Below are 26,435 nucleotides of genomic sequence, written 5' to 3' on the forward strand. Positions count from 1 at the left end.
GCTCTCGCCTAGCGCTAGTACGGCAGCGGGCGCCACGTCCTGACCTCATCATCCGACGCCGCGCAGCCGGGTCCCGTCCTGAGTGGGTCATCCGACGCCGCGCAGTTCGGTCCCGTCCTTCTCCAGCGAGCCCACGACGAGCAGCCCGGTCCAGTCAGGAGCCGGGCCGTGGTGTTGCGGCCGCAGTTCGTCCGGCTCGGTCCGCCACCAAGGCGAGCATGCCGTCGGGCGCGCTGCGGATCCGCCCTCCGAGACCGCGGCCGGCCCTGTCGAGGGTCGCGCGCAGCCACTCGGTGTCGTCGGGTGCGGCGTGGCGGAGCCGTAGACGCTGGATCCGCAGGGGGGCCATGCGCAGGGCGGCGAGCCGTCCGGAGTCCGGATCGAGCGAGGCGAGGTAGAGCAGCCGCAGGTCGCCGCGGTACTCCTCGTACCCGGTGATCCCCTCGTAGTCGTCGATCATGTCGCCGCAGCCGTACAGGACCAGGTGGCCGCGGTAGATCTCGATCGGGCGCGGATGGTGCGAGGAGTGCCCGTGCACCACGTCGACGCCGCCGTCGATGAGCGCGTGCGCGAAGACGATCTGCTCCCGGGAGATGAAATATCCCCAGTTGGAGCCCCAGTGGAGGGAGGCCACCGCGATATCCCCGGGCCGCTTGGCCCGCCGTACCCGTTCGGTGATCGCGGCCGCGGCCGTCGGCGACGGCTCCGGTACGAAGTCGACGCCGGCGCGGTCCGGGGCCGCCGCCCAGTCCGGTGGCACGCCACTGGACGGCATGCCGAACGCGAACACCAGCACGCGCCGCCCTTCCGGCAGGGGCACGGCCACCGGGCGGCGCGCCTCGTCCTGGTCCCTGCCCGCCCCGGCGGTCGAGAGCCCGGCGGCGGCCAGCGTGTCGAGCGTCTCGGTGAGCCCGGCGCGGCCGAAGTCCAGCAGGTGATTGTTCGCCAGTACGCAGACGTCCGGGCGCGCCACGGCCAGACAGGGCAGGTTGCCGGGGTTCATGCGGTAGTGGATGGCCTTGCCCGGAGCGTACGCGCCGCTCGTGGTCACCGCCGTCTCCAGGTTCACCACCCGGACGGCCTGCGCGTACGCGTCGAGGATGGACAGCGCGTCGCCCCAGGGCCAGGCGAAGCCGACGGGGCGCGGAATCGGTCCGTTGACCGCCTCGGCGAGCTCGACATAGATGCGCGCGTCGTCGATGTGCGGCTCGCGCAGGGCGGGATCACCCGGATGCGGCAGGACCTGGTCCACACCTCGCCCGAGCATGACGTCGCCACAGAGGCACAGGGTCACCAGGTCTGCGCCCATACCTCCAGAGTAGGGGGCGGTTGCCAGTTCGCGACAAATAGGACGACACTCGAAGTAGGGGGTGACTCATGGAAGAAGAGCTCAAGATCCTGCCATTCGAGTGCCGCGGGTGCTGGCATGTGTGGGAAGAGGAATACCTCGTCAGGCGCTTCGACGATCGCCACGGCAACGAGCGCGAGATCTGGTTGCGCTCCGGTGTGCCGGTCCCACCGCCTTCGTCGGGTGCCATCTGCCCCAACTGCGGCTGCCAGCAGGCCACCATGTTCCCGGAGGGATATCTCAGCCGGCATCCGGAGCTGAGGCCGCCGGTCGAGCCTGTTACGCCCGACGCGACACCGCTGCTCAGTCCGGTCCAGAGACGGGTTTACCCGCTCTAACCTGACAGTAGGTGAGCATTTCATAGCCCTGAGTGTCATAGTGCCGTCTTGCCGAGTGGCGGGGCGGGGTGGACACTCTAATCGGATGGCGGCACGTGACCGGGGGTGGTCCTGGTGCGGGATGGGTTCAACACCCAGGAGATATGGCCTTTCGAGTGCATGCGCTGTTTACATGTCTGGGAAGAGGAGTACGTCGTCAGGCACCTCATGGACGACTACGGCAACGAGGTCACGATCTGGCTGCGGGCCGGCGTGACCGTGCAACCGCCCTGGTCAGGCATGTCCTGCCCGGGCTGCGGGGCATACCACGTCACGTCGTTCCCGGCGGGATACCTGTCACGACACCCCGAGTTGGTGCCGGTGCCGGTGCCTGAGCCCGTGGTGGAGGCGCCTGCCATGGCCGCCGCGTCCGTAGCGGCGAGGCGGGTGCCCATGGCACGGGCACCCCTCCCCGGACGGCTTCTGCTGGCGGTCGGCGTGCCCGTGGCGTTGTTCGTCGGCTACGAGCTGTACGAGAACATGACGCGCGTGGTGCACCCGCACTGACGACAGGACAGCGGGGTGCACCTGTGCTGACAACAGCGGGGTGCACCCGTGCTGACAACGGCAGGGTGCACCCACGCTGAGGCCGACCTCAGCTGCTGAGGCTGTCCAGCCAGGCCTGGTGCAGGCCGGCGAAGCGGCCGGAGGCGGCGATGAGCCGGTCCGGTGAGCCGTCCTCGACGATCTCGCCCCCCTCCATGACCAGCACCCGGTCGGCGATCTCCACGGTCGACAGCCGGTGCGCGATGATCAGCGCCGTGCGGTCGGCCAGGATCGTGCGCAGCGCCCGCTGCACCAGCCGCTCGCTCGGCACGTCGAGGCTGGAGGTCGCCTCGTCGAGGATGAGCACCGCCGGATCTGCCAGGAACGCCCTGGCGAAGGCCACCAGCTGACGCTGACCGGCCGACATGCGGCCGCCCCGCTTGCCCACCTCGGTGTCGTAGCCGTTGGGCAGCGCGGAGATGAACTCGTGCGCGCCGATCGCCTTGGCGGCCTCGCGTACCTCACGGTCGGAGGCGCCGGGGCGGCCGAACCTGATGTTGTCGGCGACCGTACCGCTGAACAGGAAGTTCTCCTGCGTCACCATGACCACGGCCCTGCGCAGCGTCGGCTCGTCGAGCGTGCGCAGATCGACGCCGTCGAGCAGGACGCGGCCCGCGGACGGGTCGTAGAAGCGGGAGATCAGCTTGGCCAGCGTCGTCTTGCCCGCGCCCGTCGAGCCGACCAGCGCGACGCTCTGCCCCGCCGGAATCGTCAGGTCCAGCCCCGGCAGGATCGGCCGGTCCTCGACGTAGGCGAACCTGACGCCCTCGAACCTGACCTTGCCGCGGGCCTTGGGCAGCGCCGCCGGCTCGCGCGGCTCCGGTACGGCCGGCTCCTCCTCCAGCACGCCCGACAGCTTCTCCAGGGCGGCGCCCGCCGACTGGAGCGTGTTGTAGAACTGGCTGATCTCCTGCATCGGCTCGTAGAACTGGCGCAGGTAGAGCAGGAACGCCGCCAGCACACCGACCGTGACCTCGCCGTGGAGCGCCAGATACCCGCCGTAGACCAGCACGGCGGCCACGGTCACGTTGCCGATCAGCTTGATGCCCGGCATGAACACCGCGATGAGGTGCATGCTGCTGGCGTTGGCGCCGCGGTAGTCGTCGTTGAGCTGCTTGAAGATCTCCTGGTTGCGCGGCTCCCTGCGGAAGGCCTGCACGGCGCGGATGCCGGTCATCGACTCCACGAAGTGCACGATGACCAGCGCCACCGTCTCCCTGGTACGCCGGTAGACGATCGCCGACTGGCGGCGGAACCACCGGGTGAACAGCAGCAGCAGCGGCAGCGGGATCAACGCCACCAGGCCCAGGTGGACGTCGAGCACCAGCAGCAGCGCGGCCGTGCCGAACATGGTGAGCACGGCGGTGACCAGGCCGTCGAAGCCGGACTGCAGCAGTTCGGCGATGGCGTCGATGTCGGAGGTGAGCCGGGAGATGACCCGGCCGGAGGTGTACTTCTCGTGGAAGCTCAGCGACAGCCGCTGGAAGTGGTCGAAGACGCGCCTGCGCAGCTCCAGCAGGATGTTCTGGCCGATGCGGCCCGCCATCTGCAGGAACACCTGCCGGGTCAGGGCCTGCGTCACCGCCGCCGCCAGGATGACGCCGACGACGGTCAGCAGCGTGCCGGGGCCGGTGCCCTTGAGCATCGGCGGGATGCCCGCGTCGATGCCCACTTTCACCAGGTAGGGGATCGCCAGGCCCGCCAGGTTGGACACGATGATGATCGCGGTGAGCAGCGCGATCGCCTTGCGGTGCGGCGTGAGCAGGTCACCGAGCAGCCTGCGGGAGCGCTCCCGTAGTAACACCGTCACCGTCTCGGACAGGTCGTCCTGGTTCTCGGAGGCGACGCCCCGCCAGTCGGCCCCGCTCGGTGTCTTGGTGCTCGACGCAGTGGTGGTCGTCATCGCAGGGCTCCTTCCGAGGGGTCGAAGTCGGCGTCCTGGGCGAGCAGTTCGCGGTATTCGGGCACCTCGTCGAGCAGCTCGTGGTGCCGTCCGACGTGCGTGATCGTGCCGTCCCTGAGCAGCGCCACCTTGTCGGCCAGCAGGACCGTGGAGGCGCGGTGGGCGACCACGATGCCGGTCGCCTCGCGCAGCACGTGGCGCAGCGCCTCCTCCACCAGCGCCTCCGTCTCGACGTCGAGCGCGGACAGCGTGTCGTCGAGGACCAGGATCCGCGGCCTGCTCAGCACGGCCCGCGCCAGGGCGAGGCGCTGCCGCTGGCCGCCGGACAGGGACATGCCCTGCTCGCCGATCCGGGTGTCGAGGCCCCACGGCAGGTCGTACACGAACATGGCCTGGGCGGTGCGGATGGCCTCGTCGAGCTCTTCCTCGGTGGCGTCCTGGCGGCCGAGCGTGAGGTTCTCGCGCACGCTCATCGAGAACAGCGTCGGCTCCTCGAACGCCGTGGCCACCACCTCACGCAGCGCGGGCAGCGACAGGTCGCGCACGTCATGGCCGTCGATCGTCACCCGGCCGGCGGTGGGGTCGATGAGCCGGGGTACGAGCGAGGTCATCGTCGTCTTGCCCGAGCCGGTGGCGCCGACGATGGCCACCGTCTCGCCCGGGCGTACCTCGAGCCACACGTCACGCAGCACCGGCTGGTCGGAGTCGGGGAAGCGGAACTCCACCCCCTCGAAGCGCAGGTGGCCGCGCGGCCGCTCGATCGACCCTGAACCACCCTCGATGGCCGGGACCGTGTCCATGACCTCCATGACCCGGTCGGCGGAGGTCATCGCCTCCTGGGCCATCGCCAGGATGTAGCCGAGGCTGGCGACCGGCCAGACCAGCTGCAGCATCAGCGTGGTGAAGGCGACCAGCGTGCCCAGCGTCAGCGAGCCGCCGCCCACGGCCAGCGCGCCCAGCAGCAGCACCAGGGCGAGGGTGAAGTTGGGGATCACCTCGAGGAAGGTGAAGAAGCGGGCGGACAGCCGCACCTTGTCCATCGAGGTGCCGTAGACCTTGCGCGCGCTGTCGTCGAACTGGTCGAACACGTGATGGCGGCGGCCGAACGCCTTGATCGTCCGGATGCCGATCGCCGACTCCTCGACGACCGTGGCGAGGTCACCCTGCTGGTCCTGCACCTGGCGGGAGATCCTGATGTACTTCTTCTCGAAGCTCAGTGACACCAGGATGATCGGCACCGCCGACGCGGCCACCAGCAGTCCCAGCGGCCAGTACATGTTCAGCAGCAGCACCGTCACGGTGGTCAGCTGCAGGATGTTCATGACCAGGAAGAGCATGCCGAAGCCGAGGAAGCGGCGGATCGTCGACAGGTCGGTGGTGGCCCGCGACAGCAGCTGACCCGACTGCCAGTCGCCGTGGAAGCCCATCGGCAGGCGCTGCAGGTGCGCGTAGAGGTCGTCGCGGATCTGGGTCTCCAGCCCCAGGACCGGGCCGGTCTGCGTCCAGCGCCTGAAGAAGATCAGGAACGCTTCGAGCACGCCCACGCCCAGGGCGATGAGGCCGAGCGGAAGCAGGGCGCCGGAGTCGCCACGGAGCACGGGCCCGTCGACGACCTCCTTACCGACGAGAGGCAGGGCGATGCTCGCCCCGATGCCGATGACCGCGGCCAGCCAGATGAAGACCAACCTGGTGACGTAGGGGCGGAGATAGGGCTTCATCCGCCACAGGGCATTGGAGGAGAGCGCTTTGAAGATGGGCAGGGGACGGCGAGGAGAACGCGTATCGGGAGGCATCCCATCTAGGCTAATACGTGGGATCAACCGATTTTCTGGCGCCCACCGCCTGCTCCCTGCGGCCAAAGCGGAACAGTTTTGCATCCGCCCAGCCCATTGAGGGCCGCGGCCCGAGACCCGTGGGGTGATATATCCGGATGCGCTGCGGGCCGTCGATGAAGTTGACTGCCTCGCGTGAACGCATCGGTGAGCGACTATGCGGGCGAGGCGGATCTGCGGGCGATGCAGGAGCTGAGCAGCCGCCTGTGGTCGCTGCCTGGCGGCCCTGCACGCGGCCCGGAGCGCGGGCGCGACGCGGGCCGTGGTGGGGCCTCGTGGAGACGACGCTTACCCGGCCTCGGCGCGGCTGTATCACGGCCTCGGCTGCCACGACATCACCAGAAGCCGCCTCCTGCACTCCTGACGACCCACTTGTCCTGCTCAGCCCGTTAACCCGTGTCGGGTCGCGTAGTGGGTGGCCTCGACGCGGTTGCGGACGCCGATCTTGGTGAACGTGTTGTTGATGTGCGTCTTGACCGTGGCCTCGCCGATGAACAGGGCCTCGGCGATCTCCGTGTTGCTCAGGCCGCTCGCGATCAGGCCCAGCACCTCTGCCTCACGGGCGGTCAGGCCGTCGGGCAGTTGCCGGGATTTGGGGCGCGGCGCGCGGTGCATCGCCTCCACCAGCCGGTCCGAGACCTTGGCGGCGAAAGTCGACTGGCCCGCGACGGCCGAGCGCAGCGCCGCCGCGATCTCGGCGCGGCCCGCGTCCTTGGTCAAGTAGCCGCGCGCGCCCGCCTGGAGCGCGCCGGCGATCGACTCGTCGTCGGTGTAGGTGGTGAGCACGATGACCGCTATGCCGGGATGCTCGCCGACGATGCGGCCGGTCGCCTCGACGCCGTCCATCACGGGCATCCTCAGGTCCATCAGTACGACGTCCGCGGGATGGGCGCCGTCCGTGCCGTTCGCGATGGCCGCGGCGTTGGCGGCCAGCAGGTCGAGGGCCTGGCGGCCGTCTCCGGCCGTACCCAGGACCTCGATGTCCTCGACCAGGCCGAGCAGGGCGGCCAGGCCCTCGCGCATGACCTGCTGGTCGTCCACCACGACCACTCTGATCACTTCCGCACCTCCACAACCGGCCGTCCCCACCTTCACCGCGCTGCTCACTTCCCCATCTCCATGACCGGCCGCCCCCGCGCTCACCGCGTTGCTCACTCCGGCACCTCCGCGGTCACCTGCCAGAGCCCGTCTTCGTAGCCGGCGGCGAGGGTGCCGCCGGCCAGGGCGAGTCGTTCGCGCATGCCCGTCAGCCCGAACCCGCCCCGCGCCGGGAGTTCGGCGGGCAGCGGGTTGCGTACCCGCAATCGCACCACATCGGCGGTGAAGTCGAGCGTCATCGACACGGGCACGTCCGGGGCGTGTTTGGCCGCGTTCGTCAGCGCCTCCCGCGCGGTCCCGACCAGCGAGACGGTGGCCGCCGACGACAGCCCGCGGGGGGTCCCGTCCGCGCGGAAGTCCACCGGCGAGCGGTGGTCGCGCCGGTGCACCTCGGCCAGTGTGGCGAGCGCGTCGGCCAGCGAGGGGATGTCCTGGCGCAGCGCGGCCACCGCGGCGCGGGCCTCCGCCAGACCGTCCGCGGCCAGCCCGCGCGAGCGCCGCACCGTCGCCAGCGCGCCGGCCACGTCGTTCGTCTCCGCGAGCAGGGCTTCGGCCAGCTCCAACTGCACGACCAGCGCGCCCAGCGAGTGCGCGAGCACGTCGTGGATCTCGCGGGCGATCCTGGTGCGCTCGTCCAGCGCGGCGGCTCGCGCCTGCTCCGCCTGCGCGAGCCTTGTCTGCTCCAGGAGCCGTTCGGCCTGTTCCCGCCGTACGACGTGCTGTCGGTGATTGACGCCGATCAGCGTGATCGCCAGCAGTACGAGCGCCTGCCCGAACGCGCCGACGGGCGTCTCCCCGGAGACCGGCCAGGTCAGTATGGCCAGCGCTATCGTGCTTGCCCCGACGCCCACGATGGCGGCCACGGGCGGGGTGGAGAGCGCGGCGTACCGGCCGAGGATGATCGCCGTGAGGAGCAGCGCCGTACTGTCCTCGGCCGCCCCGAGCGCCACGGCGGGCAGCAGCGTCGCCGCGCCGAGCAGTCCGGCCGTGAGCCGGGGCCGGGACCGGTCGAGCGCCACGAACAGCAGCCAGCACGCGGCGCTGACCCCGTACAGCCCCCAGATCCACAGCGCGCTCTCCTGGGCGGTGACCAGGGTGATGATGACGAACAGCGTGCCGAACACCTGCACCACCAGCCAGCCCGGCGCGATGGTGTCCGGCAGCGACCGCTTCTCTTCCATGCGCTTGATTCCACCAGGTACGGGCTGGTCAGCGCAGGCGGGTGATGAGCTCGATGAGCAGAAGCCGGTAGGCGATGAACCCCACCAGCACCACACCGGCGACCACGGCGATCCCGACCCACGTCTTGCCGTTCATCTTGCCTCCCTTGAGTGATTCCTGCGCTTTGTCGGCTGCGAGCCGGAGCAGTTCGTTTCTGTCCATGACCGTGAAACTACGGATCGGGGCGGGTGGAGCGGCACCGCCAGATGGTGGAGATACGGGTGGAGAAGCGGGGTGGAGCGCCTAGACGGCCGCGGTCGGGGCACTTGGCAGGCTCTTGGGCGAAGGAGGAGACGGTGACCGCAACGGAGAAGGCGGGGCGGCAGGCTCAGGCCGCCGCCAGGAAGGCGACCGCGCATCCGGCGCTGAACCGGCTCGCCAGGGTCGGGCTGGCCTGCCGGGGAGTGCTGTACGCGCTGATCGGGGTGGTGGCCGTGCGGATCGCACTCGGCGGAGGAGGGGGACGGGAGGCGGACAAGGCAGGTGCGATCTCGACCGTTGCGCGGTTGCCGTTCGGGGAGGTGGTGTTGTGGGTGATGGTGGCGGGGTTCGTCGCGCTGACGCTCTGGCAGTTGTCGGAGGCGCTGTTCGGCGGGCTCGGTGTGGGGGACCGGCTGGAGACGATCGGCCGGGCCGGCGTGTACGCGCTGGTCTGCAGCACCTTGCTGAGCGTGCTGCGGGCCGGGAAGGCCACCTCCGACGACGAGAAGTCACGGGACGCGACGGAGGCGCTGCTCGGCCTGCCGGGCGGGCCGTTCATCGTGGGAGCCATCGGGCTGGGTCTCGTCGCGCTCGGCGTCCGCTGGGGGCACCAGGGCGTCACCAAGAGGTTCCGGGAGGAGCTGAACCTCGGCCAGATGTCCCCGCGGGCCCGCTCCATGATGGACAAGCTCGGCCTCGGCGGGTACGTCGCCCGCGGGGTCATCGCCGGCCTGGCCGGCGTCTTCGTCGTCGAGGCGGCGATCACGTACGACCCGGACAAGGCGGGTGGGCTGGACGCGACGCTCAGAGCCTTCGCCGAGACGCCCGTGGGGCCCTGGCTGCTCGTGGTGGTCGCTTTGGGGCTGGTGCTGTTCGCGGGTTATTGCTTCGGCGAGTCACGCTGGCGCCGAGTTCGCTGACGCCCGCCTCCAGCGTCCACGGACCGCGCTTTCACGGACCGCGCTTTCACAGGCCCGCTTTCACAGGCCCGCTTTCACAGGCCCGCTTTCACAGGCCCGCTTTCACAGGCCCGCGTTCATCGGGAGCGGGGGTGGAGCAGGCCGGCGTCCCGTTGGATGGCGGCTGTGGCGGTGGCCAGCTTCTCCTCGTCGGGGAGTGTGGTGTTGTCCACGTACGTGACGCCCGCCGGCACGTCGGCCGCCCCGATCGGGTCGGCGTCCCAGAAGTTGCCCCGGTAGACGACATTGTCCAGCGGCGGCGACACCTGCAGGACGGCGGTGTTGTCGGCGCGCGTGACCACATTCCCCTCCACGGTCACCCACGCGGCGCCGTAGTCGGTGTAGAGAGCGAAGTTGTACGGCGTGCGGGTGTCCTTGATGACGTTGCCGCGGATCACCGCGCCGTTCTCGTGCGAGTCGCCCTGCGGTCCCGACAGGTAGACGCCGCCGCCGTCGGCCAGCACCCCCATGGTGCCGACGGTGAGGTTGCGCAGGATGCGGGTGCCCTCGGCGGGCCCGGCCACGATGCCGCAGTGGGGCACCTCCTCGACCTGGTTGTGGGCGACCGTGCAGCCTTTGGTGCCCAGCACCGCGATGCCGGGGGAGCCGGTGAACTCCAGACCGGTGTGCTGGATCCAGTTGTCCTCGACCAGGGGGTTCACGGCGCGGGTGACGGAGACCGCGCCGGCCGAGAGCGTGTCGAAGTCGCACCCGCGCACGCTGACGTCCGCGCCGCCGGTCAGCTCCAGGCCGGCGGCGCCCATGCGGGTGAAACGGCAGCGCTCGACCTCCACGCGTACACCGTCCTCGATCACCACGCACGCGGGGATCCTGGCCGACTCGCGCGGAACCGTCACCCACGCCTGCCCTTCGACGAGCGTCACCTTGTCGACGGGGCCGCCCTCGTAGTAGCCGCTGCCGTGGTAGTGCAGGAAGCCCTCCGCGCGGCCGGGCCGCAGCCAGGTGGCGTCGGCGAAGACCAGGCCGCGAAAGGACACCCCGCTCGTGCCGGTGGCACGTAGCAGCGTCTCGAGAACAGGGGCGACCACGCGCGTGCGGTCCGGCGTCTCTTCCGGAAGGGGAAGGTAACGCAGGACGTGGCGACCGGGCTGCGAGCGGTCCAGGACGAAGGTGCCGGGCTCGGTGAGGAAGGTGACGTCGTTCTCGACTCGGGTGGGCAGGCCGGGGCCGTGGAAGGTGTTGCCGTCCCACGCGTAGTTGTAGAGGTCGAGGGCCCACCCGAAGCCGGGCTGAGCCATGGTGATCACGGTCGCCGCGTCACCGTCCGTACCAGCGGTGACAGCACCGTCCGTACCAGCGGTGACCGCGGCGACCGTCCCAGCGGTGACAGCACCGTCCGTCCCGGTGGTGACCGCGGCGACGCCGCAGCGGGCCTCGGTCCATGGGTAGACGCCGCGGTAGACGAACTCGACGTCGGCGGGGTTGTGCCAGGCTCGCGGGGCCGCGTTGTCGCTCTCGTAGCCGGTCTCCGTCATGGTCACGGTGCCCGGCAGGCCGTCTATGGCGGCGCGCTCGGACCGGCGGCCGTCCACGTACAGCTGGCGCGTGTCCAGATCGCCCACGTCGGCCAGCCACACGCCGTCCTCGACCCGCCAGCCGGTGATCTCGCGGCCGCCGCTGACGACGACCTCCTCCTGGTCGGCGGTTCCGTAGCCGTGGGCCTGGTAGACGATCCGGTGGCCGTCACGGCCGGAGTCGGTCTCGGTGAGCTCGAACGGCTCGGTGAGCACGTGGGTGCCGGCCCGCAACTGGACGACGACATCGCCGGTCGCGGTCCCGGCGGGGTCTCGCGCGGGGTCCCGTACGAGGTCTCGTACGGCGTCGCGGGCGCGGTGCAGGCTGGCGAACGGGCGCTCCGCGGTGCCGGGCCAGGAGTCGCTGCCCGAGGGGTCGACGTGGAACTCGGTCATGATGTACCGCCCTTTTGCAGTTTATGGTGTACACGAGGTATTACACCATAAACAAGGGAGGCGCCCATGGCGAGAGGCGGCGCGGGAGATCCCGACGACGGGGTCGAACTGCTGTGGCGAGAGGGAGACGTCGAGCCGCGACCGGGGCTGAGCCTGAGCCGGATCGTCCGGACAGCGATCGAGCTGGCGGACGCCGAAGGGCTCGAAGGGCTGTCGATGCGCAAGGTCGCGGACCGGCTCGGGTTCACCACGATGTCGCTCTACCGCCACGTGCCCGGCCGCGACCATCTGCTCGACCTCATGCGCGACGCCGTCATGGGCTTGCCGGGCACGGCCCCCTCCGAGAGGGGCGGCCAGGGGCGGGACGCCGGCGCCGAAGAGGCGGGCGGCCAGGGGCGGGACGAAGGCGTCGAGAAGGCGGGCGGCCGGTCGCGGGGCGAGGACGTCCAGGAGGCGGGCGGGTGGCGGGCGCGGTTGGAGGCGTGCGCGCGTGAAGGGTGGCGGCTGCGCGAACGGCATCCCTGGCTGGCCGAGGTGCGGGGCTCTCGCCGTGTGCCGGGCCCCAATGCCGTCGCCCACTACGAGTACATGCTGAGCGCCGTCTCCGGCACCGGTCTCACGCCCGCCGAGATGATCGCCGTCGTCGGGCTCGTCGCCCGGTTCGTCGACTCCGAGGCCCTGCGGCTGGCCGAGGTGGCGCGGACCGAGCGGCTCAGCGGGGTGAGCGAGGAGGAGTGGTGGGGCTCCCGCGACTCGCTCTACGCGCGGTTCGAGCGCTACCCGACGCTCACGCGCCTGTGGGAGGAGGGCGGCTATGACGAGCCGGAGGACCCGTTCGAGTTCGGCCTGCGCCGGGTGCTGGACGGGATCGAGATCTTGGTCCAAGAGCGTGATGTAATGCGTGATGAAACCTGTCAGATGTGCGGCGCGCCGGTGGAGCGGGCCGCATCGGGACGTCCGCGCGCGTACTGCTCACGGGCCTGCCAGCAGCGCGCCTACCGCAAGCGCAGATCCGGCTGACCATCGCGTGTGCCAGGCGAAAGGCCAGGCTCTGGCGGGGAACCGGGCAAGGGGGCAGGCCGTCGCCGCGTCAGGCCTCGCGGCGTATCGCCACGATGGCCACGTCGTCCTCCCGCGACCCGAACGCGGCGAGCAGCCGGTCGCAGAACTCCTCCAGATCGCCCTCGACCGTCTCGGCCACCTGCCTGGCCTGCTCCAGGCTGTCGTCGAGCAGGATGCCCCGGTCCTCCACCAGTCCGTCGGTGAACAGCAGCATCGTGGCGCCCGCGGGCAGCTCCAGCCGGTTCACCTTGTAGTCCTCGTGCGCCACGCCCAGCAGCAGGTTGCCCAGGCCCAGGTAGTGGGCGCCGGGTCCGGCCAGCATCGGCGGGATGTGCCCGGCGTTGGCCAGCTCGACCTCGCCGGTCTCCGGATCGATGAGCAGCAGGCAGACGGTGGCCGTCATGCCGGGGTGGTAGCGGCGCAGGACCTTGTTGAGCAGGTCCATCGAGGCGCTCAGGTCGACCGAGTCGATCAGCGAGGCGCGCAGCGCGTGCCGCAGTTCGGCCATGATGGTCGCCGCGTGCAGTGAGTGGCCGGCCACGTCGCCGATCGCCACCAGCACCCGGTCGCCGACCCGCAGCACCTCGTAGAAGTCGCCGCCGACCTCGATGTTGTCCACGGCCGGCTGGTAGCGGAACGTCACCTGCAGCCCCGGAACCTCGGGGATGCGCGTCGGCAGGAGGCTGCGCTGCAGGGTGAGCGAGATCGTGTGCTCCTCGGTGTAGACGCGCAGCGCGTCGACGGCCAGCGCCAGCCCTTGGCCGAGCTGCCTCAGCACGTTCAGCTCGTCGCCGCCCAGCGGAGGGTCGGCCTCCAGCCCCAGATAGACGGGCGGCTGGCCCCTCTTGGTACGGCACAGCACCCCCGTCACCGGCGCCTTGATCTGTACGTCGTTCACCAACGTGAGCCACTCGGCCGCCGCCACGGTGAAGACCTTGGCGCCCGCCGGCGCGCCCAGCGACATCGCGCTGAGCCGGTCCAGCAGCTGCGGAGCGGCGGACCTGCTGCCTGCCGTCTCGCCGGGCCGGGCGCGGAAGCGGCGCATCCGGCCGTCGGGCGGCAGCGCCAGCGCGCCCGCGTGGCGGCCCAGCACGTCGGCCGTGCCCTCGACGGCCACGGCCAGCAGCCGGTCGAAGGAGTCGGCCCCGTTCATCCGCAGCGTGACGTCGGCCAGCTTGGCCAGGCGCTCGGCCATCAGCTCCGCCCGCCGTCTGGCGCGGTAGTAGCGCAGCGTCGCCTCTACCGTCGCGGCGAACTCGGCCGGCTCGATCGGCTCCGACAGATAGGCGTCGGCGCCGCGTTCGAGCCCTTCCGTACGGTCGGCCGAGGTGATGGCGTTGCCCGACACCTGGATGACCGGGATCGAGGTTGTCGCGGGGTTCGCTTTGATCCGCTCGCACACCTCGAAGCCACCCATGTCGGGCAGCCGTACGTCGAGCACGACCAGGTCGGGGCGGTTCAGGGCGAGGATGGCCAGCGCCTCCTCGCCGCCGGCCGCCTCGACCACGGTGTGGCCGGCCCTGCGCAGCCAGCTCGACAGGATATAGCGCTTGGTCGGGGTGTCGTCGACCACCAGCACCGTCGCGGCGCCGGCGGGCTCGATCACCGCCCCAGCCACGTGCTCAGTCATGATTCGTCCCCGCCGCGCCCCGGATGGCCTGGAGCAGCTGGTCGCGGCGCAGCCCCTGCTTGGACAGCACCGGGTGGCCGGACGGCGCGGCGTCGGGCCGGATCGTCACCACCACCACGCCGACCCGCCCCAGGGCCTGGTCCTCGGCCATGCGCTGCAGCAGCGCGGTGCCGTCCAGCCGCGGCATCAGCATGTCCAGCAGGATCACATCCGGCGGGCGCGCTGTCATCATCTCCAGCGCGGCGACTCCGTCGGCCGCCGCCTCCACCTCGACGGCGAAGCCGTACAGCATTCTGCGGGCGGCGGCGCGGAAGGCCTCGTCGTCGTCGGCGACCAGCACCCGGGCGATCTCGGGCGTGCCGTCGTGGTGCGGCAGCCGCATCGTCACCGTGGTGCCCCGGCCGACGTCGCTCGCCAGCTCCAGCGTGCCGCCCAGCGCCTCGGTGAGCCGGCGGGCGTACGGCAGGCCGAGCCCGGTGCCCTTGACCCTGACCTGGAGCGCGTTCGGCACTTGGAAGAACTCCTCGAACACGGCCACCAGATACTCCCGGGGGATGCCGATGCCCGTGTCGGTGACCGTGATGACCACCTCGCCGGCGGCCGCGTCGGCGTGCGCGCTCAGCCGTACCTCGCCCTCCTGAGTGAACTTCAGGGCATTGGACAGCAGGTTGCGCAGGACGCGGATCAGCATCCCCTCGTCGGTGTAGACGTCGGTGACGTCGGGCGCGACGTCGACGCGCAGCGTGACGTCGCCGGGCCCGCTGGTGGGCTGCATCGTCAGGCGCAGGTGCTCGGCCAGTGTGGGCAGGTGGACCACCGACGACTGGGGGTCGAGCCGTCCGGACTCGGCCTTGGCCATGTCGAGCAGCTCGCCGACCTGCTCCAGCAGCGTCTCGGCCGAGTCGCCGATGAAGCGCACCTGACGTGTCTGCTCCTCGCTGAGCGGCTCACTACCGGATCCGATCATCAGCCTGACCAGGCCGATGATGGAGTTGAGCGGGGTGCGCAGCTCGTGGCTGACGGTCGCCCAGAACCGGTTCCTGGCCTCGGCCGCCTCGCGGAGCTGGGAGGACTTCTCGTCCAGCTCCCCGTACAGGGCGACCACGCCGCGGTTGGTCTCCTCCAGCTCGGCCGACAGCTGGTTGTACAGGGCCAGCACCCCGGTGTTGGTCTCCTGGAGCTCGGCGTTGAGTTGCAGCACGTCCTCCAGGGTCGAGGCGAGCTCCTTGTTCTGCTGGCGCAGCTCTTCGAGGGCGCTGACCGGCGCCATCCCTGCCAGGCGCTCGCGGATCCGGTCGATCGGGAGCCGTGGGGAGTGGGGAGGCAGCCTCTTGGCTATGGTGACGCGACCGTGTTCGGCGTCGAAGGTGACCACGTCGACCAGGCGGCCGGCCAGTGCCAGCCCCTCGGATCGGGCGAAATCCGCGCCCATTGCGTGATCCATGGTGATGAGCAGTTTCCCTTCATCGAGCGAGAAGACGACGACCGCCCCGGTGCCGAGGAGCTCCCGGCAGACCTCGCTCAGCGCGGTCGCCACCCTGACCTGGTCCTGTTCCTCCAGCCCGGCCAGCTCGGCGACGGCCTTGCCCAGGCGGCGCACCACGAAGACGTCATGGTCGCGCTCGAGCGCGGCCCTGGCCAGTTCAGTCGCGGTCATCGCCGGGCCTCACGGCCACCACGCAGGCGTCGTCCCGGCGGCTGCCCGCCTCGCGCAGCAGCCCGGCGGCGATGACCGCGGGGGAGCGGGCGAACAGGCCCGGCATGGCGGAGGCGTCCCACCGCTCGGTCAGACCATCGGAGTGAAGCACCACGGTGGCGTGTTCGGGCAGCTCGAATTCGTACTGGCGCAGCTGCCGCGCCTGGTGTCCGGCGATGCCGGGCACCGAGACCATCCCCCGGCGGCCGTCGGCGCCGACGATCCAGCCGGAGATGTTGCCCAGCCCGGCGTAGGAGACGGTGGCGGCCCTGACGCGGGCCACCGCGACCGCCCCTCCCCGGGTATGGACGAGGCCCCGATGCAGGCGTTCGAGTGTCGCCAGCGGCTCCTCGCCGGTCGCCCGCAGGAACAGCTCCACCGCCGTCCTGGACGCCTGGGCGGCCGGCTCGCCGTGGCCTAGGCCGTCGCACACCAGGATCGTCGTCTCGGGCGTGGTGCCGTCACCTGTGGCGGCGATCGCGAAGGAGTCGCCGCAGACCACCTCCTCGCCGATGGGACGGCTCAGGCCGCTGGCGTGCGGCGCCGAGGCGGGCGCGTCGGTGGCGGCGAAGCGCATGACCAGCACGGTGCCCTTGCCGGGCAGGGAATGGACGTCGTACCAGGACGAGATGCGGGCCATCGCCCCCATCCCGATGCCGAGAGTGCCGGAGGTGGAGTAGCCGTCGCGCAGGGCGCGGGCGACGTCGGGCATGCCCGGCCCCTTGTCGATGGCGATCAGCTCCACGACGGCCGGGTCCCCGGGCTGGGAACGGACCATGACGACGCCCTCCACCGCGTGCTTGACCAGGTTGGAGGCGGCCTCGGTGACCGCGACCGCAGTCTGCCCCGTTCGCTCGCCGTCGAACCCGGCGGCCACGGCGAGTTCGACGGCCATCCGGCGTACGGCGCCCACCGCACTGGGGTTCTCCGCTCGTACCCAGATGTCGTCACGCGTGTAGCTCACCGGCACCATGTCATCGAGCCCATTTCGTCACCGTCGCCGTCGTGCCTTTTCCGGGAGCCGAGACCAGGTCGAACTCGTCGACCAGCCGTCGTGATCCGCTCAGGCCCAGCCCCAGCCCGGTGCCGGTGGTCCAGCCGTCGGTGAGTGCCTGTTCGATGTCGGGAATCCCCGGCCCCTCGTCGCTGAAGGTGAGTTTAAGGCCGCGGCGCGGCCCGTTCTTGACGATCTCGATGCGGGCCAGGCCGCCGCCGCCGTACACCAGGGCGTTGCGGGCCAGCTCGCTGGCCGCGGTCACCACCTTGGTCTGGTCGATGAGAGACAGTCCCACCTCGACCGCGACGCTCCGAACCCGCTGGCGGACCATCACGACGTCGGAGCTGCTGGCGATGGGCAGTTCCCAGCCGCCGGTCACGGCGTCGCGCCTCTCACATGGTCGAGCAGCGCGATTCCCTTCTCCAGATTGAGCGCGGTTCGTACGCCGCCCAGCGACAGGCCGAGCTCGACCAGGGTGATCGCGACGGCGGGCCGCATGCCGACGACCACGGTCTGGGCGTCGAGCAACCGCGACGTGGCGGCGATATTGGCCAGCATCCTGCCGATGAAGGAGTCGACGATCTCTACCGCGGTGATGTCGATGATGACGCCGCGCGCTCCGTGGGTCACCACGGCGTCGGCCAGGTCCTCCTGCAGGGCGAGCACGCTCTGATCGTCCAGGTCGATCTGGATGGAGATGATCAGGATGTCGCCGAGCTTGAGAATGGGCACCCGGTCCATCAGACGTTCTCCGTCCGCACCGCGAGGCGGGTCGCCTTCGGCGCGATCACTTCGATGCCGCTGCGCCTGAGCGCGTGGGCCAGCGCGTCGGCCAGCGAGGCCTTGGTCACGATGTCGCCGAACTCGATGCCGAGCGTGACGATGGTGTGCGCGATCTGCGGGCGGATGCCGGAGATGACGCACTCGGCGCCCATCAGCCGGGCGGCGACGACGGCCTTCAGCAGGTGCTGGGCGACCTGGGTGTCGACGGCCGGGACGCCGGTGATGTCGATCACCGCGTGCTCGGCGCCCGTGTCGACCAGCGTCTGCAGCAGCTTCTCCATCACGACCTGGGTCCTGGCGGAGTCGAGCGTGCCGACCAGGGGCACCGCCACGATGCCCTCCCACAGCTTGACGACCGGCGTGGACAGCTCCAGCAACTGCTCGGCCTGGTCGAGAATGATCCGCTCGCGGGCCGTCGTGTACGTCTCGAAGGTGAACAGGCCGAGGTCGTCGATGAGCCTGGAGAACCAGATGAAGCCGCGTAGCGCCTCGGCGCCGCCATCGCTCTCGACGGCCTCGTACAGCGCCTCCTTCAGGCCGAAGACGGCCCTGGAGGTGTCGGCCGGAGTGAAGCCCTGGCGGGCGCGGGAACGTGACAACTCGGCGAGCAGGCCGCGCATGTCGGCGAGGTCGCCGCCGTGTTCCAGGGAGGCGAGCAGGGCCCGGTAGATGTCGCTCAGCTCTTCGCCGGACGTCTTGGCGATCAGGGTCCACCGGTGCAGGATCTGCGTCTCGTTCTCGCGGAGCAGCTCTTCGATACGTCGCCTGGCGACATCGGCATCGACGGTCAAGGTCACTCCTGGGAGAGAAAATTCACCGGCATTGCCGGGGATGCTAACGACACTGTTCCGCTGCGGCGGGCGGTTAGCGAGATAGCCCGCTTCATGCGTTGAACGACCTTATCCGACGATATAAAGGGATACGTCCTGCTTTGCGAGATAGTGATCCACGGCTGATCAGGCGAATCCCGCGCCCTCCGCCGGGCGGGCACCCAGCCTGGTCAGCAGGCGCACCATACGCGGGGCGTCGAGCGGATCCACCGGCAGCACATGGCCGGTCCACCAGCGGGCGATCTCGGGTGTGGGCCCCTGCCGGATCATCGGCAGGTAGTCGTCCAGCGGCGGATCGTAGACGAAACCGGGCACCACACCGAGCCGCTCCAGCCCGGCGACGATCTCGTCGCGCCTGTCGACGAGCAGCGGCACCCGCAGGAGCGGGCGTACGGGGGATTCGCGGACCCCCGCCGCCACCCACGGGGTCCGGCGCAGCACCTCGACCCCGGCCAGGCGGCGCTCCCGCTCGCGGTCGATCGCCCGCAGGCGCGAGCGCTGGTAGCGGCAGAGCGCAGGGCTCGGGCTCATCCGCCAGCCCTCGTGGTCGATCCCCAGCCACGGGTCCATGGCTGACAGGTTTCCCCTGACGGCCATGAGGGCGTCCTCATGGGGCGCGGGGCGGTGCCCGCTCCACGTGACGATCCCGAGCCGCCGTGACAGATGCCACATCAGCCGGACCGTGCCGGTGCGGTGGAGGGTCTCGCGGAGCATTGGCTGCAGCACGGCCTCCAGCTGGTCACGCGGCTCGCCGGACAGCAGCAGCGCGTCTCTCGCCTCGGCCAGCGCCGCCAGCGCGCCGGAGTTGGGCGTGGTCAGGAAGCCGCCGGACATCGCCCGGCCGTGCTTGGCCAGGCTGTACACGCCGGCTTGGCCGAACGTGCCGGCCAAGCGCCCGCCGACCATCGTCTGGAAGGCGTGGGCGGCGTCGTCGATGAGGACGAGGCCGCGCCGCTCGCACTGCGTGACCAGATCCTTGATCTGATCCGGCTGGCCGTACAGGTGAGTGGTGATGACGCCGGCCAGGCCGCTCCAGTTGACGCGCGGCGCGTCAATGTTGCCGTCGCGCCACGACACCGGCGCCATCACCGGCTCCAGGTCGGCGGCCAGCACGGTGAACAGCACGGTCTCGGAGGTGGTCGGCGCGATCAGCACCCGGTCGCCGGGGTCGAACCAGTGGCGCAGCGCCAGCAGCAGGCCGAACCGGGCTGACGGCACGTGCAGGCAGCCCTGGCCGACCCGGTGCCGCATGAGGTCTTCCAGGGGGCTCATCGGCCACCCGTCCGAGCTGGTAATCGGCTGTAGCGTCTCAGCACCCGGTCGGCCGGGCTGTACAGGAAGGACCGGTCCAAGTGCTTCCCTCCCCGCTCTTGATCACTTTGCAGATTTATAGCAGCAGAGCCTCAATCGGGCTTAGCGGGCGTAACGAAGTGATATCCGCGCGCTGCTCTACTCGACGACGGTGGCCGCGCTGCGGCGCGGCCCCGCGTACCGTGTCAAGAAGCTGACCAGGACACTCACCCGGTTGCGCCCGCCCAGCAGATAGGTCAGGTGCAGCCCGACCCAGGCCAGCCAGGCGAGCGGACCGTGCATGGTCATGCCGTTGGACAGCTGCAGCACGGCCGAGCCCCGGCCGACCGTGGCCATGATGCCGGGATCGCTGTAGGAGAAGGGCGCCGCGGGGCGGCCATGGGCCAGCGCCAGGATCTGCTTGCCCACGTGCTCGCCCATCTGGATGGCGGGCTGGGCGAGCTGCGGCAGCGGGTGGGGCGGCCCGGCCAGGTCGCCGGCGACGAAGATCTCGGGGTGCGCCGCTACGTTGAGCGCCTGGGTGACCTCGATCCGGCCGCCCTTGCCCTGCGGCAGGCCCAGGTTCGACACCTCGGCGGGCGCGGCGACGCCCAGCGCCCATACGGTCACGGCGCTCGGCAGCCGGGTGCCGTCGCTCAGCACGACCGCGTCGGGCTCGACCGCGGCCACCGTGCTGCCGAGCCGCAGGTGCACGCCGCGCCTGCGCAGCGCGTTCGCGGCCGCGTCGCGCAGCCTCGGCTTGTACGGCGCGAGCACGTAGTCGAACCGCTCGACCAGCGTGACACTCGTCTGATCGGGTTTGATCTCCGGATAGGTCACCGGGAGCGTCCGCTGGCGCAGCTCGGCCATCGTGCCCGCGATCTCCACCCCGGTCGCGCCCGCGCCGACCACCACGGCGTGCGCGTTCTCACGCTTGCCCTCCGCGACCTGCCCCAAGAGGCTCTGCAGCCGTTTGCGCAGCACGATGGAGTCCTGGACCGAATAGATCGGGTAGCTGTTGTCCCGCGCGCCCTCGATGCCGTACCAGTTCGTGGTCACTCCGGTGGTGAGCACGAGGTAGTCGTAGTCGAGCGAGGTGCCGTCGTCGAACTCGACCCGCCGCTCGTCCGGGTGCACCTTCGTCAGCGCCCCCCGCCGGGCCCGCGCCCTCCGATACTTGGCGGCGAACGCCCGCGTCGGGTAGGTGATGTCCCCGGCGGCGAGCCCGGCCGTCGCCACCTGGTAGAGCAACGGCTGGAAGGTGGAGTAGGGATGGCGGTCGACGAGCGTCACGCGCGCGCCGCCGCGGGCCAGCTCCCGGGTGGCGTTCAGCCCGGCGAAGCCCGCGCCCACGACGACGACATGCGGCCTGGTGGACCGTGCTGGTTCCTGGACCATGGCGAGGTGCCCCCTCCGGCGGATGCTCATAGGGTGCATATGGCACAGAAGGCAACTCTTAAACCACTCGCCGGAGCTCTTGAGGCGTCGGCGGGCGTCAGTCGGAGCCCAGCTCGATGGTCTCGGCGACCTCGGCGTGCCGCTCGGCCTCCTCCTCGGCGAAGCGGGTCTCGTCGAGCTTGTCGGCGATGTCCTCGTCCTGCCGCATCAGCGCGTCGAGCGACTGGCCCGCCATCTCCAGCACGCCCATGTCCGCGTACGCCTGCCGCAACCGCGGGCTCCACAGCCCGATGTCCTTCACGCACGGCACGATCCGGCTGAACAGCAGCGACCGGAACAGCCGCAGATACTCCGAGTGCTCCGTGGCCACCTCGGCCTCTTCGACCTCCGCCTTCGACAGGCCCAGGTTCTCCCAGGTCTCGCGGCCCCTGAGCCGGTCGCGCATCAGGTAGCAGCCCTCGATGACGAAGTCCTCGCGCTCACGCCGCTCGGCCTCGGTCAAGTTCCCGTAGAAGTCGCGCAGCGCCATCCGGCCGAACGCCACGTGCCTGGCCTCGTCCTGCATGACGTACGCGAGGATCTGCTTGGGCAGCGGCTTGGTGGTGATGTCGCGCATGACGCCGAACGCCGCCAGCGCCAAACCCTCGATCAGCACCTGCATCCCCAGGTAGGGCATGTCCCACCGCGAGTCGCTGAGCGTCGAGTCGAGCAGCGACTTGAGGTGCTCGTTGATGGGGTAGGCCAGGCCCACCTTCTCCTGCAGGAAGCGGGCGTACGTCTCGGCGTGCCGGGCCTCGTCCATGGTCTGGGTGGCGGCGTAGAACTTGGCGTCGAGGTCGGGGACCGACTCCACGATCTTGGCCGAGCAGATCATCGCGCCCTGCTCACCGTGCAGGAACTGCGAGAACTGCCAGGCCGCGCCGTGCAGGCGGACGTCCTGGCGCTGCTTGTCGTCCATCCGGTGCCAGAGCGGCGTGTCGTAGATGGCGATGGTCTGGTCCGGGATGCCCAGCACGTTGTACGGGTCGACCTCGAGATCCCAGTCGATGCGCTTGGTGGAGTCCCACTGCTTGTCCTTGCCCTTTTGGTACAGGGCCAGCATCCGATCCCTGCCGTCGTCGTACTCCCACGTAAACCTGCTGGCACCGGACATCTCCACGTCCCACGTGGAGAGCTCGGCCGGGATGGTGTAGAGATCGTGCGTCGACATGGGGTCCTCCGCAGGGGGGCTACGTACACCGTACGTCCACTGTCGAGGCTTGCACGTACGGCGTACGTGCGTCAATAGAATGAGCTATGCCCACCGAGCCTCTCTCGCGGACCCGCATCGTCGCCGCGGCGATCGACCTCATCGAGCGCGAGGGGGCCGACGCGGTGTCCATGCGGCGCATCGCCGCCGATCTCGGCGTCGGCGTGATGTCGCTCTACAACCACGTGCCGAACAAGGACGCCCTGCTCAACGGCGTCGCCGAGGCGGTGCTCAGCCAGATCGAGTTCACCGACGACCCCGACGCCCACTGGACCGACCGGGTGCGGATGCAGGCCCGCGCCTTCCGCCAGATCGCGCACGGCCACCCGCGCTCCACGATGCTCGTCGTCAGCCGCCAGCTCCACTCCAACGCCGGGCTGCTGCCGGTCGAGCGGGCCCTGGCCACGCTGCGCAGCGCCGGGTTCGACGGGGTCGACGCGGTGCGGGTGCTGCGGATGTTCATCGCCTACATCGTGGGCTCGCTGCTGCGCGAGGTCGGGGTCACGCCCACGTTCGTTCCGCCGCGCCAGCACCTGGTCAACCCGGACGACGTCGATCCCACCCTGTTCCCCGAGGTGAACGGGCTGGCTCCGCTGCTGTCCAGCTGTGACCACGACGCCGACTTCGACTTCGGCGTCGAGCTGCTGATCCAGGCGATCGCGGTGCTGCCGAAGCGGAAGAGGGAGGGCACCCGGTGATCCCGGATGCCCTCCTGCTCTAGTACCAGTTGTGCGCTCTGAAGTGGCCCCAGGCGCCGCACGGCTTGCCGTATCTGCCGGTGATGTAGCCCAGGCCCCAGCGGATCTGCGTCTCAGGGTTGGACTTCCAGTCCTCGCCCGCTCCCCGCATCTTTCCTCCGGGGAGCGCCTGCGGGATGCCATAGGCGCCTGAGGAGCTGTTGTACGCGTGGTGGTTCCAGTTGCTCTCTCTGGTCCAGAGATTGTCCAGGCACTGGAACTCCTGGTAGGACCAGGCTCGCTGGACGACCTGGTTCAGCGCGATGCCCTTGTTCCGGCTCTTCGGCGCCTTGGCCTTGATCTTCGGCCGCGCGGAGGTGGTCCAGGAACGGGTCTTGATCACGGGGGCTTGCCATGAGCCCTCGATGGTGCGGGGCTTGGGTATCCGCGGTGCGGCTATTCGCGGTGCTTGCGGTGCGGTTATTCGCGGTTGTGCTGTTCGCGGTTGCGCTGTTCGTGACTGCGCGGTCGGCGGTTGTGCGGTGCTCGGTTGTGCGGTGCTCGGTTGTGCGGTTCGCGGTCCGGCGGTTCGTGGCGCCGCCGTTCGTGGCCCGGCTTCGGCCCAGACGAGGGTCGAACTGCCGGTGACAGCTGTGAGCGTGGTCAGAGTGATGAACGTGTAGCGCAGAGCGCGGTTGCTGTCCATGTCGATCCTTGCTGCCAGGTCGCGTGCGGACGGGCGCTCTCGCTTCCCCGGCGCCCTTGCCGGTCCGCGTCCGTGGCTCGGACGAGGAGGGTCCGCGCGGCCCCCCGGGCTTCCGTTGACGCCCACAAGGTGCTGGGCGGCCCGGAGGGCTCCACGACGTTGTCTCTAGCCGGTTTCTATTACGCACAGTCACCATCAATCACTCTCGGTGATTGGCTTTGGGAAGACGCTGGCGTGATCGCTAGAGATATTTAGCATGCTCGCAGGACCGCCATGGCGCGGCCCGTTCGCTGGTTGACCTGGCCTTTCGCGAAAACAGGGACAGGCAGGGGGTGGCGGATCAGTACCAGTGCCGGGACTGGAAATGCGCCCACGCGCGGCACGGGGAGCCGTACCGCTGCTTGATGTAGCCGAGGCCCCACGCGATCTGCGTGCGCGGGTTGGTGCGCCAGTCGCGGCCCTTGGTGGCCATCTTGTGGCCGGGCAGCGCCTGCGGGATGCCGTAGGCGCCCGAGCCGCTGCCGGCCCGGTGGTTCCAGCCGCTCTCTCGCGACCAGAGGCGCACCAGGCAGCGGTACTGGGCCTTGGTCCAGCCGCGCTTGGCGACCATGTGCTTGGCGATCGTCCTGTTCTTGCTGACGGTGTTCTTGCTCATGGCGTTCTTGCTAATGGCTCGTTGCGTGCTTGCCGGGGAGCTTGCCTGGGAGCTCTGCGCCTGTGCGGCCGTCGCGCCGCCTGCCACCACGAACGTGGTGGACAGGATCAACGCGCTCGTACGGCGGAGCATGGGCATGCGGGTTCCCTTTCGATGGGTTCGGGGGACCGCGCCACCCTGCCCTATCCGCCCGATTTACTGCGAATTGACCATGAAAAGGTAGATCATTGGCAAAGATCACTCTTTAGGGCTGTTCAGGGGAAATGTCGGGAAAATGTGGAGTGCATCACAAACCGCGGGGGGAGGCGTTCTGTAGGGTCGGATCATGAGTCTTCGTGACATTCCTGTCCGCACCCTCGCGGACGCCCCGACCACGCTCGCCGAGCTCGTCGGCGACAAGGCCGTGCTCATCGTGAACGTGGCCTCCAAGTGCGGCCTCACCCCGCAGTACGCCGGCCTCGTCGAGCTGCAGCGGCAGTACGGCGAGCGCGGGTTCAGCGTGATCGGCATGCCGTGCAACCAGTTCATGGGCCAGGAGCCCGGCTCGGCCGAGGAGATCCAGGAGTTCTGCGCCACCACGTACGGCGTGGACTTCCCGCTGCTGGAGAAGGCCGAGGTGAACGGGCCCGGCCGGCACCCGCTCTACGAGGAGCTCGTGCAGACGCCCGACGCGGAGGGCGCGGGCGGCGACATCCAGTGGAACTTCGAGAAGTTCCTCGTGGACCGCGACGGCGCCGTGGTCGCCCGCTTCCGCCCGGGTACCACCCCGGACGACCCGGCGGTCATCGCCGCGATCGAGAAGGTGGTCTAGCGGCTGGCGATCGGGTGGCGGCAGTCGGCCGGGGGCGGCCAGTGGCGCGGGCCGCACCCGCCCCGGACGTCGAGAGGTGGCTAGTGGCGTGGGCCGCAGCTGCCTCGGACGATGAGTTCCGTCGGGAGCAGTACGCTCCGGGGTCGCCTGCTCCCCGCGCGCAGCACCAGCTCCGCCGCCCGGTAGCCGATGTCGCGGCCCGGTTGGGCGATCACGGTCAGCGGTGGGGAGCACAACTCGGCCCACGGCACGTCGTCATACATCACCAGCGACACGTCGCGCGGCACCCGCAGATCCAGCTCCCTGGCCGCCAGGACGGCCGCCTCGCCCAGCACGTTGCCGCCGGTCACCACGGCCGTCAGGTCGGGACGGCTCTGGAACAGCCCGGAGGCGGCCGCGTAGGCCGAGTCGCGGCTGCCCGTGGCGAACACGACCAGGTCCTCGTCCACGGGCGCGCCCACCGCCTCGCGGAAGGCCGCCACCCGCCTGCCGTGCCCCGGGCCGCCGAGGAAGGCGATACGCCGGTGGCCGAGCCCTCTCAGGTAGCGCACCGCCGTACGGATGCCGGCCCGGTCGTCCGCCAGCACGGCGGGGACCTCCAGCGGCCGGCCGCGCGAGGCGGGCGGCAGGCCGTCGAGCAGCATGAGATCGGAGACGCCGCGCGACACCGAGTCCCTGTCGGACGGCGTGTCGAAAGGCGCGTCGGACGGCAGCCGGTCGGCGAAGACCACCGTCATCCCCGCCTTGATCGCCGGGGCCCATGTCTCGGCGCCGCCCGACGGGACCGCGATCACCCGGTCGACGCTCTGCTCCAGCAGCATGCCGACCAGCTCGGCCTCCTGCTCGGGATCGTCGCCCGTCGAGCCGAGCACCACCGGCTCGCCCGCCGAGCGCGCGCAGGCCAGCACGCCCTCGGCCAGCTGCCCGTAGAAGGTGTCGGTGAGGTCGGGCACGAACAGCCCCATGCCGCCGGTGCGTCGCTGGCGGAGGTTGCGGCCGAGCGCGCTCGGCCGGTAGTCGAGGTGGGCGGCGACGGCCAGCACCCGTTCCCTCGTCTCCGGGCTGGCCGAACCGCCGGACAGGACCCGGGACACGGTCGCGACGCCGACGCCCGCCGCCTCGGCCACGTCCTTGATAGTGGCCCGCCTCGATTCCATGGAAACGATTCCATCATGGTTTCCGTCGCCCTGGAAGACCATGACACTGACATGGGCTGGTCTCTTGACACTCTTGTC

At 70.2% G+C, this 26,435-nt stretch carries 25 protein-coding genes; 6 read left to right on the plus strand and 19 right to left on the minus strand.

All coding sequences use genetic code 11. The annotated features are described in order from the left end of the window. Positions 1-154 precede the first annotated feature (154 nt). The gene (locus tag AB0H88_RS08775; RefSeq protein WP_357642689.1) at positions 155-1,309 is read right to left on the minus strand and encodes a CapA family protein; all 1,155 of its coding nucleotides are present in this window, start codon (positions 1,307-1,309) and stop codon (positions 155-157) included. Positions 1,310-1,377: 68 nt separating this feature from the next. On the opposite strand from AB0H88_RS08775, the gene AB0H88_RS08780 reads away from it, so the two are divergent. Beyond that, positions 1,378-1,686 (plus strand): hypothetical protein, encoded by a 309-nt coding sequence (locus tag AB0H88_RS08780; RefSeq protein WP_357642690.1) that lies wholly within the window; start codon positions 1,378-1,380, stop codon positions 1,684-1,686. A gap of 114 nt (positions 1,687-1,800) precedes the next feature. Beyond that, positions 1,801-2,232 carry a hypothetical protein gene (locus tag AB0H88_RS08785; protein ID WP_357642691.1) on the plus strand — a complete coding sequence of 144 codons (432 nt, stop codon included), beginning with the start codon at positions 1,801-1,803 and terminating at the stop codon, positions 2,230-2,232. Positions 2,233-2,320: 88 nt separating this feature from the next. Here the strand turns inward: AB0H88_RS08785 and AB0H88_RS08790 are convergent, their stop codons facing one another. The 5 genes from AB0H88_RS08790 to AB0H88_RS08810 all read right to left on the minus strand — a co-directional run bounded on the left by AB0H88_RS08790 (position 2,321) and on the right by AB0H88_RS08810 (position 8,487). Next, positions 2,321-4,174, minus strand: coding sequence for an ABC transporter ATP-binding protein (locus tag AB0H88_RS08790; RefSeq protein WP_357642692.1), 1,854 nt, complete (start codon positions 4,172-4,174; stop codon positions 2,321-2,323). Next, positions 4,171-5,892 carry an ABC transporter ATP-binding protein gene (locus tag AB0H88_RS08795; RefSeq protein WP_357642693.1) on the minus strand — a complete coding sequence of 574 codons (1,722 nt, stop codon included), beginning with the start codon at positions 5,890-5,892 and terminating at the stop codon, positions 4,171-4,173. The genes AB0H88_RS08790 and AB0H88_RS08795 overlap by 4 nt, the downstream gene beginning before the upstream one ends. Before the next feature lie 495 nt (positions 5,893-6,387). Continuing rightward, positions 6,388-7,065 carry a response regulator transcription factor gene (locus AB0H88_RS08800; RefSeq protein ID WP_357642694.1) on the minus strand — a complete coding sequence of 226 codons (678 nt, stop codon included), beginning with the start codon at positions 7,063-7,065 and terminating at the stop codon, positions 6,388-6,390. Between the two features lie 92 nt (positions 7,066-7,157). Then, positions 7,158-8,285, minus strand: a complete 1,128-nt coding sequence (locus AB0H88_RS08805) for a histidine kinase (protein WP_357642695.1) — start codon at positions 8,283-8,285, stop codon at positions 7,158-7,160. 28 nt (positions 8,286-8,313) lie between these two features. Further along, positions 8,314-8,487: a hypothetical protein gene (locus AB0H88_RS08810; protein ID WP_225289471.1), complete on the minus strand. Its 174-nt coding sequence runs from the start codon at positions 8,485-8,487 to the stop codon at positions 8,314-8,316. Positions 8,488-8,621: 134 nt separating this feature from the next. Between AB0H88_RS08810 and AB0H88_RS08815 the strand changes: the two genes are divergently transcribed. After that, positions 8,622-9,446, plus strand: a complete 825-nt coding sequence (locus AB0H88_RS08815) for a DUF1206 domain-containing protein (RefSeq protein WP_357642696.1) — start codon at positions 8,622-8,624, stop codon at positions 9,444-9,446. A 116-nt stretch (positions 9,447-9,562) separates the two neighbouring features. Here AB0H88_RS08815 and AB0H88_RS08820 read toward each other — a convergent pair whose 3' ends face one another. Continuing rightward, entirely contained in the window at positions 9,563-11,416 is a 1,854-nt protein-coding gene (locus AB0H88_RS08820; protein WP_357642697.1) for a right-handed parallel beta-helix repeat-containing protein, read from the minus strand. A 66-nt stretch (positions 11,417-11,482) separates the two neighbouring features. On the opposite strand from AB0H88_RS08820, the gene AB0H88_RS08825 reads away from it, so the two are divergent. Beyond that, positions 11,483-12,436, plus strand: a complete 954-nt coding sequence (locus AB0H88_RS08825; RefSeq protein ID WP_357642698.1) for a TetR/AcrR family transcriptional regulator — start codon at positions 11,483-11,485, stop codon at positions 12,434-12,436. Positions 12,437-12,506: 70 nt separating this feature from the next. Here the strand turns inward: AB0H88_RS08825 and AB0H88_RS08830 are convergent, their stop codons facing one another. The 9 genes from AB0H88_RS08830 to AB0H88_RS08870 all read right to left on the minus strand — a co-directional run bounded on the left by AB0H88_RS08830 (position 12,507) and on the right by AB0H88_RS08870 (position 22,312). Continuing rightward, positions 12,507-14,108, minus strand: coding sequence for a fused response regulator/phosphatase (locus AB0H88_RS08830; RefSeq protein WP_357642699.1), 1,602 nt, complete (start codon positions 14,106-14,108; stop codon positions 12,507-12,509). Continuing rightward, positions 14,101-15,765: an ATP-binding protein gene (locus AB0H88_RS08835; protein ID WP_357642700.1), complete on the minus strand. Its 1,665-nt coding sequence runs from the start codon at positions 15,763-15,765 to the stop codon at positions 14,101-14,103. Before AB0H88_RS08835 ends, AB0H88_RS08830 begins: the two co-directional genes overlap by 8 nt. Beyond that, positions 15,752-16,777: an ATP-binding SpoIIE family protein phosphatase gene (locus AB0H88_RS08840; RefSeq protein WP_357642701.1), complete on the minus strand. Its 1,026-nt coding sequence runs from the start codon at positions 16,775-16,777 to the stop codon at positions 15,752-15,754. Before AB0H88_RS08840 ends, AB0H88_RS08835 begins: the two co-directional genes overlap by 14 nt. Before the next feature lies 1 nt (position 16,778). After that, positions 16,779-17,180: an anti-sigma regulatory factor gene (locus tag AB0H88_RS08845; RefSeq protein ID WP_357642702.1), complete on the minus strand. Its 402-nt coding sequence runs from the start codon at positions 17,178-17,180 to the stop codon at positions 16,779-16,781. Continuing rightward, on the minus strand, positions 17,177-17,542 hold the full coding sequence (locus AB0H88_RS08850; protein WP_357642703.1) for an STAS domain-containing protein: 366 nt from the start codon (positions 17,540-17,542) through the stop codon (positions 17,177-17,179). The genes AB0H88_RS08845 and AB0H88_RS08850 overlap by 4 nt, the downstream gene beginning before the upstream one ends. After that, a complete protein-coding gene (locus AB0H88_RS08855; protein WP_357642704.1) occupies positions 17,542-18,375 on the minus strand; it encodes an STAS domain-containing protein in 834 nt (277 codons plus the stop codon). The genes AB0H88_RS08850 and AB0H88_RS08855 overlap by 1 nt, the downstream gene beginning before the upstream one ends. Before the next feature lie 165 nt (positions 18,376-18,540). Next, positions 18,541-19,686 (minus strand): DegT/DnrJ/EryC1/StrS family aminotransferase, encoded by a 1,146-nt coding sequence (locus tag AB0H88_RS08860; protein WP_357642705.1) that lies wholly within the window; start codon positions 19,684-19,686, stop codon positions 18,541-18,543. Positions 19,687-19,863: 177 nt separating this feature from the next. Continuing rightward, complete coding sequence (locus AB0H88_RS08865; protein ID WP_357642706.1) at positions 19,864-21,132, minus strand: NAD(P)/FAD-dependent oxidoreductase; 1,269 nt, start codon at positions 21,130-21,132, stop codon at positions 19,864-19,866. A gap of 67 nt (positions 21,133-21,199) precedes the next feature. Beyond that, complete coding sequence (locus AB0H88_RS08870; protein WP_357642707.1) at positions 21,200-22,312, minus strand: ferritin-like domain-containing protein; 1,113 nt, start codon at positions 22,310-22,312, stop codon at positions 21,200-21,202. 86 nt (positions 22,313-22,398) lie between these two features. On the opposite strand from AB0H88_RS08870, the gene AB0H88_RS08875 reads away from it, so the two are divergent. Further along, positions 22,399-23,049 carry a TetR/AcrR family transcriptional regulator C-terminal domain-containing protein gene (locus tag AB0H88_RS08875; protein ID WP_357642708.1) on the plus strand — a complete coding sequence of 217 codons (651 nt, stop codon included), beginning with the start codon at positions 22,399-22,401 and terminating at the stop codon, positions 23,047-23,049. A gap of 19 nt (positions 23,050-23,068) precedes the next feature. Here AB0H88_RS08875 and AB0H88_RS08880 read toward each other — a convergent pair whose 3' ends face one another. Together AB0H88_RS08880 and AB0H88_RS08885 are read right to left on the minus strand one after the other, a co-directional pair. Beyond that, entirely contained in the window at positions 23,069-23,431 is a 363-nt protein-coding gene (locus tag AB0H88_RS08880) for a lytic transglycosylase domain-containing protein (RefSeq protein WP_357642709.1), read from the minus strand. A gap of 643 nt (positions 23,432-24,074) precedes the next feature. Next, on the minus strand, positions 24,075-24,527 hold the full coding sequence (locus AB0H88_RS08885; RefSeq protein ID WP_357642710.1) for a transglycosylase SLT domain-containing protein: 453 nt from the start codon (positions 24,525-24,527) through the stop codon (positions 24,075-24,077). A 187-nt stretch (positions 24,528-24,714) separates the two neighbouring features. Between AB0H88_RS08885 and AB0H88_RS08890 the strand changes: the two genes are divergently transcribed. After that, positions 24,715-25,200 carry a glutathione peroxidase gene (locus tag AB0H88_RS08890; RefSeq protein WP_357642711.1) on the plus strand — a complete coding sequence of 162 codons (486 nt, stop codon included), beginning with the start codon at positions 24,715-24,717 and terminating at the stop codon, positions 25,198-25,200. A gap of 80 nt (positions 25,201-25,280) precedes the next feature. On the opposite strand, the gene AB0H88_RS08895 is transcribed toward AB0H88_RS08890, so the two are convergent. Then, positions 25,281-26,357, minus strand: a complete 1,077-nt coding sequence (locus AB0H88_RS08895) for a LacI family DNA-binding transcriptional regulator (RefSeq protein WP_357642712.1) — start codon at positions 26,355-26,357, stop codon at positions 25,281-25,283. Positions 26,358-26,435 lie beyond the last annotated feature (78 nt).

The sequence above is a fragment of the Nonomuraea sp. NPDC050680 genome, assembly GCF_040654555.1.
GTDB lineage: Bacteria > Actinomycetota > Actinomycetes > Streptosporangiales > Streptosporangiaceae > Nonomuraea.

Coding starts and splice junctions, on each gene's coding strand:
- AB0H88_RS08890 (WP_357642711.1), top strand. CDS start 24,715: ATGAGTCTTCGTGACATTCCTGTCCGCACCCTCGCGGACGCCCCGACC.
- AB0H88_RS08830 (WP_357642699.1), bottom strand. CDS start 14,108: ATGACTGAGCACGTGGCTGGGGCGGTGATCGAGCCCGCCGGCGCCGCG.
- AB0H88_RS08850 (WP_357642703.1), bottom strand. CDS start 17,542: ATGGACCGGGTGCCCATTCTCAAGCTCGGCGACATCCTGATCATCTCC.
- AB0H88_RS08780 (WP_357642690.1), top strand. CDS start 1,378: ATGGAAGAAGAGCTCAAGATCCTGCCATTCGAGTGCCGCGGGTGCTGG.
- AB0H88_RS08795 (WP_357642693.1), bottom strand. CDS start 5,892: ATGAAGCCCTATCTCCGCCCCTACGTCACCAGGTTGGTCTTCATCTGG.
- AB0H88_RS08870 (WP_357642707.1), bottom strand. CDS start 22,312: ATGTCGACGCACGATCTCTACACCATCCCGGCCGAGCTCTCCACGTGG.
- AB0H88_RS08895 (WP_357642712.1), bottom strand. CDS start 26,357: ATGGAATCGAGGCGGGCCACTATCAAGGACGTGGCCGAGGCGGCGGGC.
- AB0H88_RS08805 (WP_357642695.1), bottom strand. CDS start 8,285: ATGGAAGAGAAGCGGTCGCTGCCGGACACCATCGCGCCGGGCTGGCTG.
- AB0H88_RS08860 (WP_357642705.1), bottom strand. CDS start 19,686: ATGAGCCCCCTGGAAGACCTCATGCGGCACCGGGTCGGCCAGGGCTGC.
- AB0H88_RS08875 (WP_357642708.1), top strand. CDS start 22,399: ATGCCCACCGAGCCTCTCTCGCGGACCCGCATCGTCGCCGCGGCGATC.
- AB0H88_RS08825 (WP_357642698.1), top strand. CDS start 11,483: ATGGCGAGAGGCGGCGCGGGAGATCCCGACGACGGGGTCGAACTGCTG.
- AB0H88_RS08810 (WP_225289471.1), bottom strand. CDS start 8,487: ATGGACAGAAACGAACTGCTCCGGCTCGCAGCCGACAAAGCGCAGGAA.
- AB0H88_RS08835 (WP_357642700.1), bottom strand. CDS start 15,765: ATGACCGCGACTGAACTGGCCAGGGCCGCGCTCGAGCGCGACCATGAC.
- AB0H88_RS08790 (WP_357642692.1), bottom strand. CDS start 4,174: ATGACGACCACCACTGCGTCGAGCACCAAGACACCGAGCGGGGCCGAC.
- AB0H88_RS08865 (WP_357642706.1), bottom strand. CDS start 21,132: ATGAGCATCCGCCGGAGGGGGCACCTCGCCATGGTCCAGGAACCAGCA.
- AB0H88_RS08775 (WP_357642689.1), bottom strand. CDS start 1,309: ATGGGCGCAGACCTGGTGACCCTGTGCCTCTGTGGCGACGTCATGCTC.
- AB0H88_RS08885 (WP_357642710.1), bottom strand. CDS start 24,527: ATGCCCATGCTCCGCCGTACGAGCGCGTTGATCCTGTCCACCACGTTC.
- AB0H88_RS08820 (WP_357642697.1), bottom strand. CDS start 11,416: ATGACCGAGTTCCACGTCGACCCCTCGGGCAGCGACTCCTGGCCCGGC.
- AB0H88_RS08840 (WP_357642701.1), bottom strand. CDS start 16,777: ATGGTGCCGGTGAGCTACACGCGTGACGACATCTGGGTACGAGCGGAG.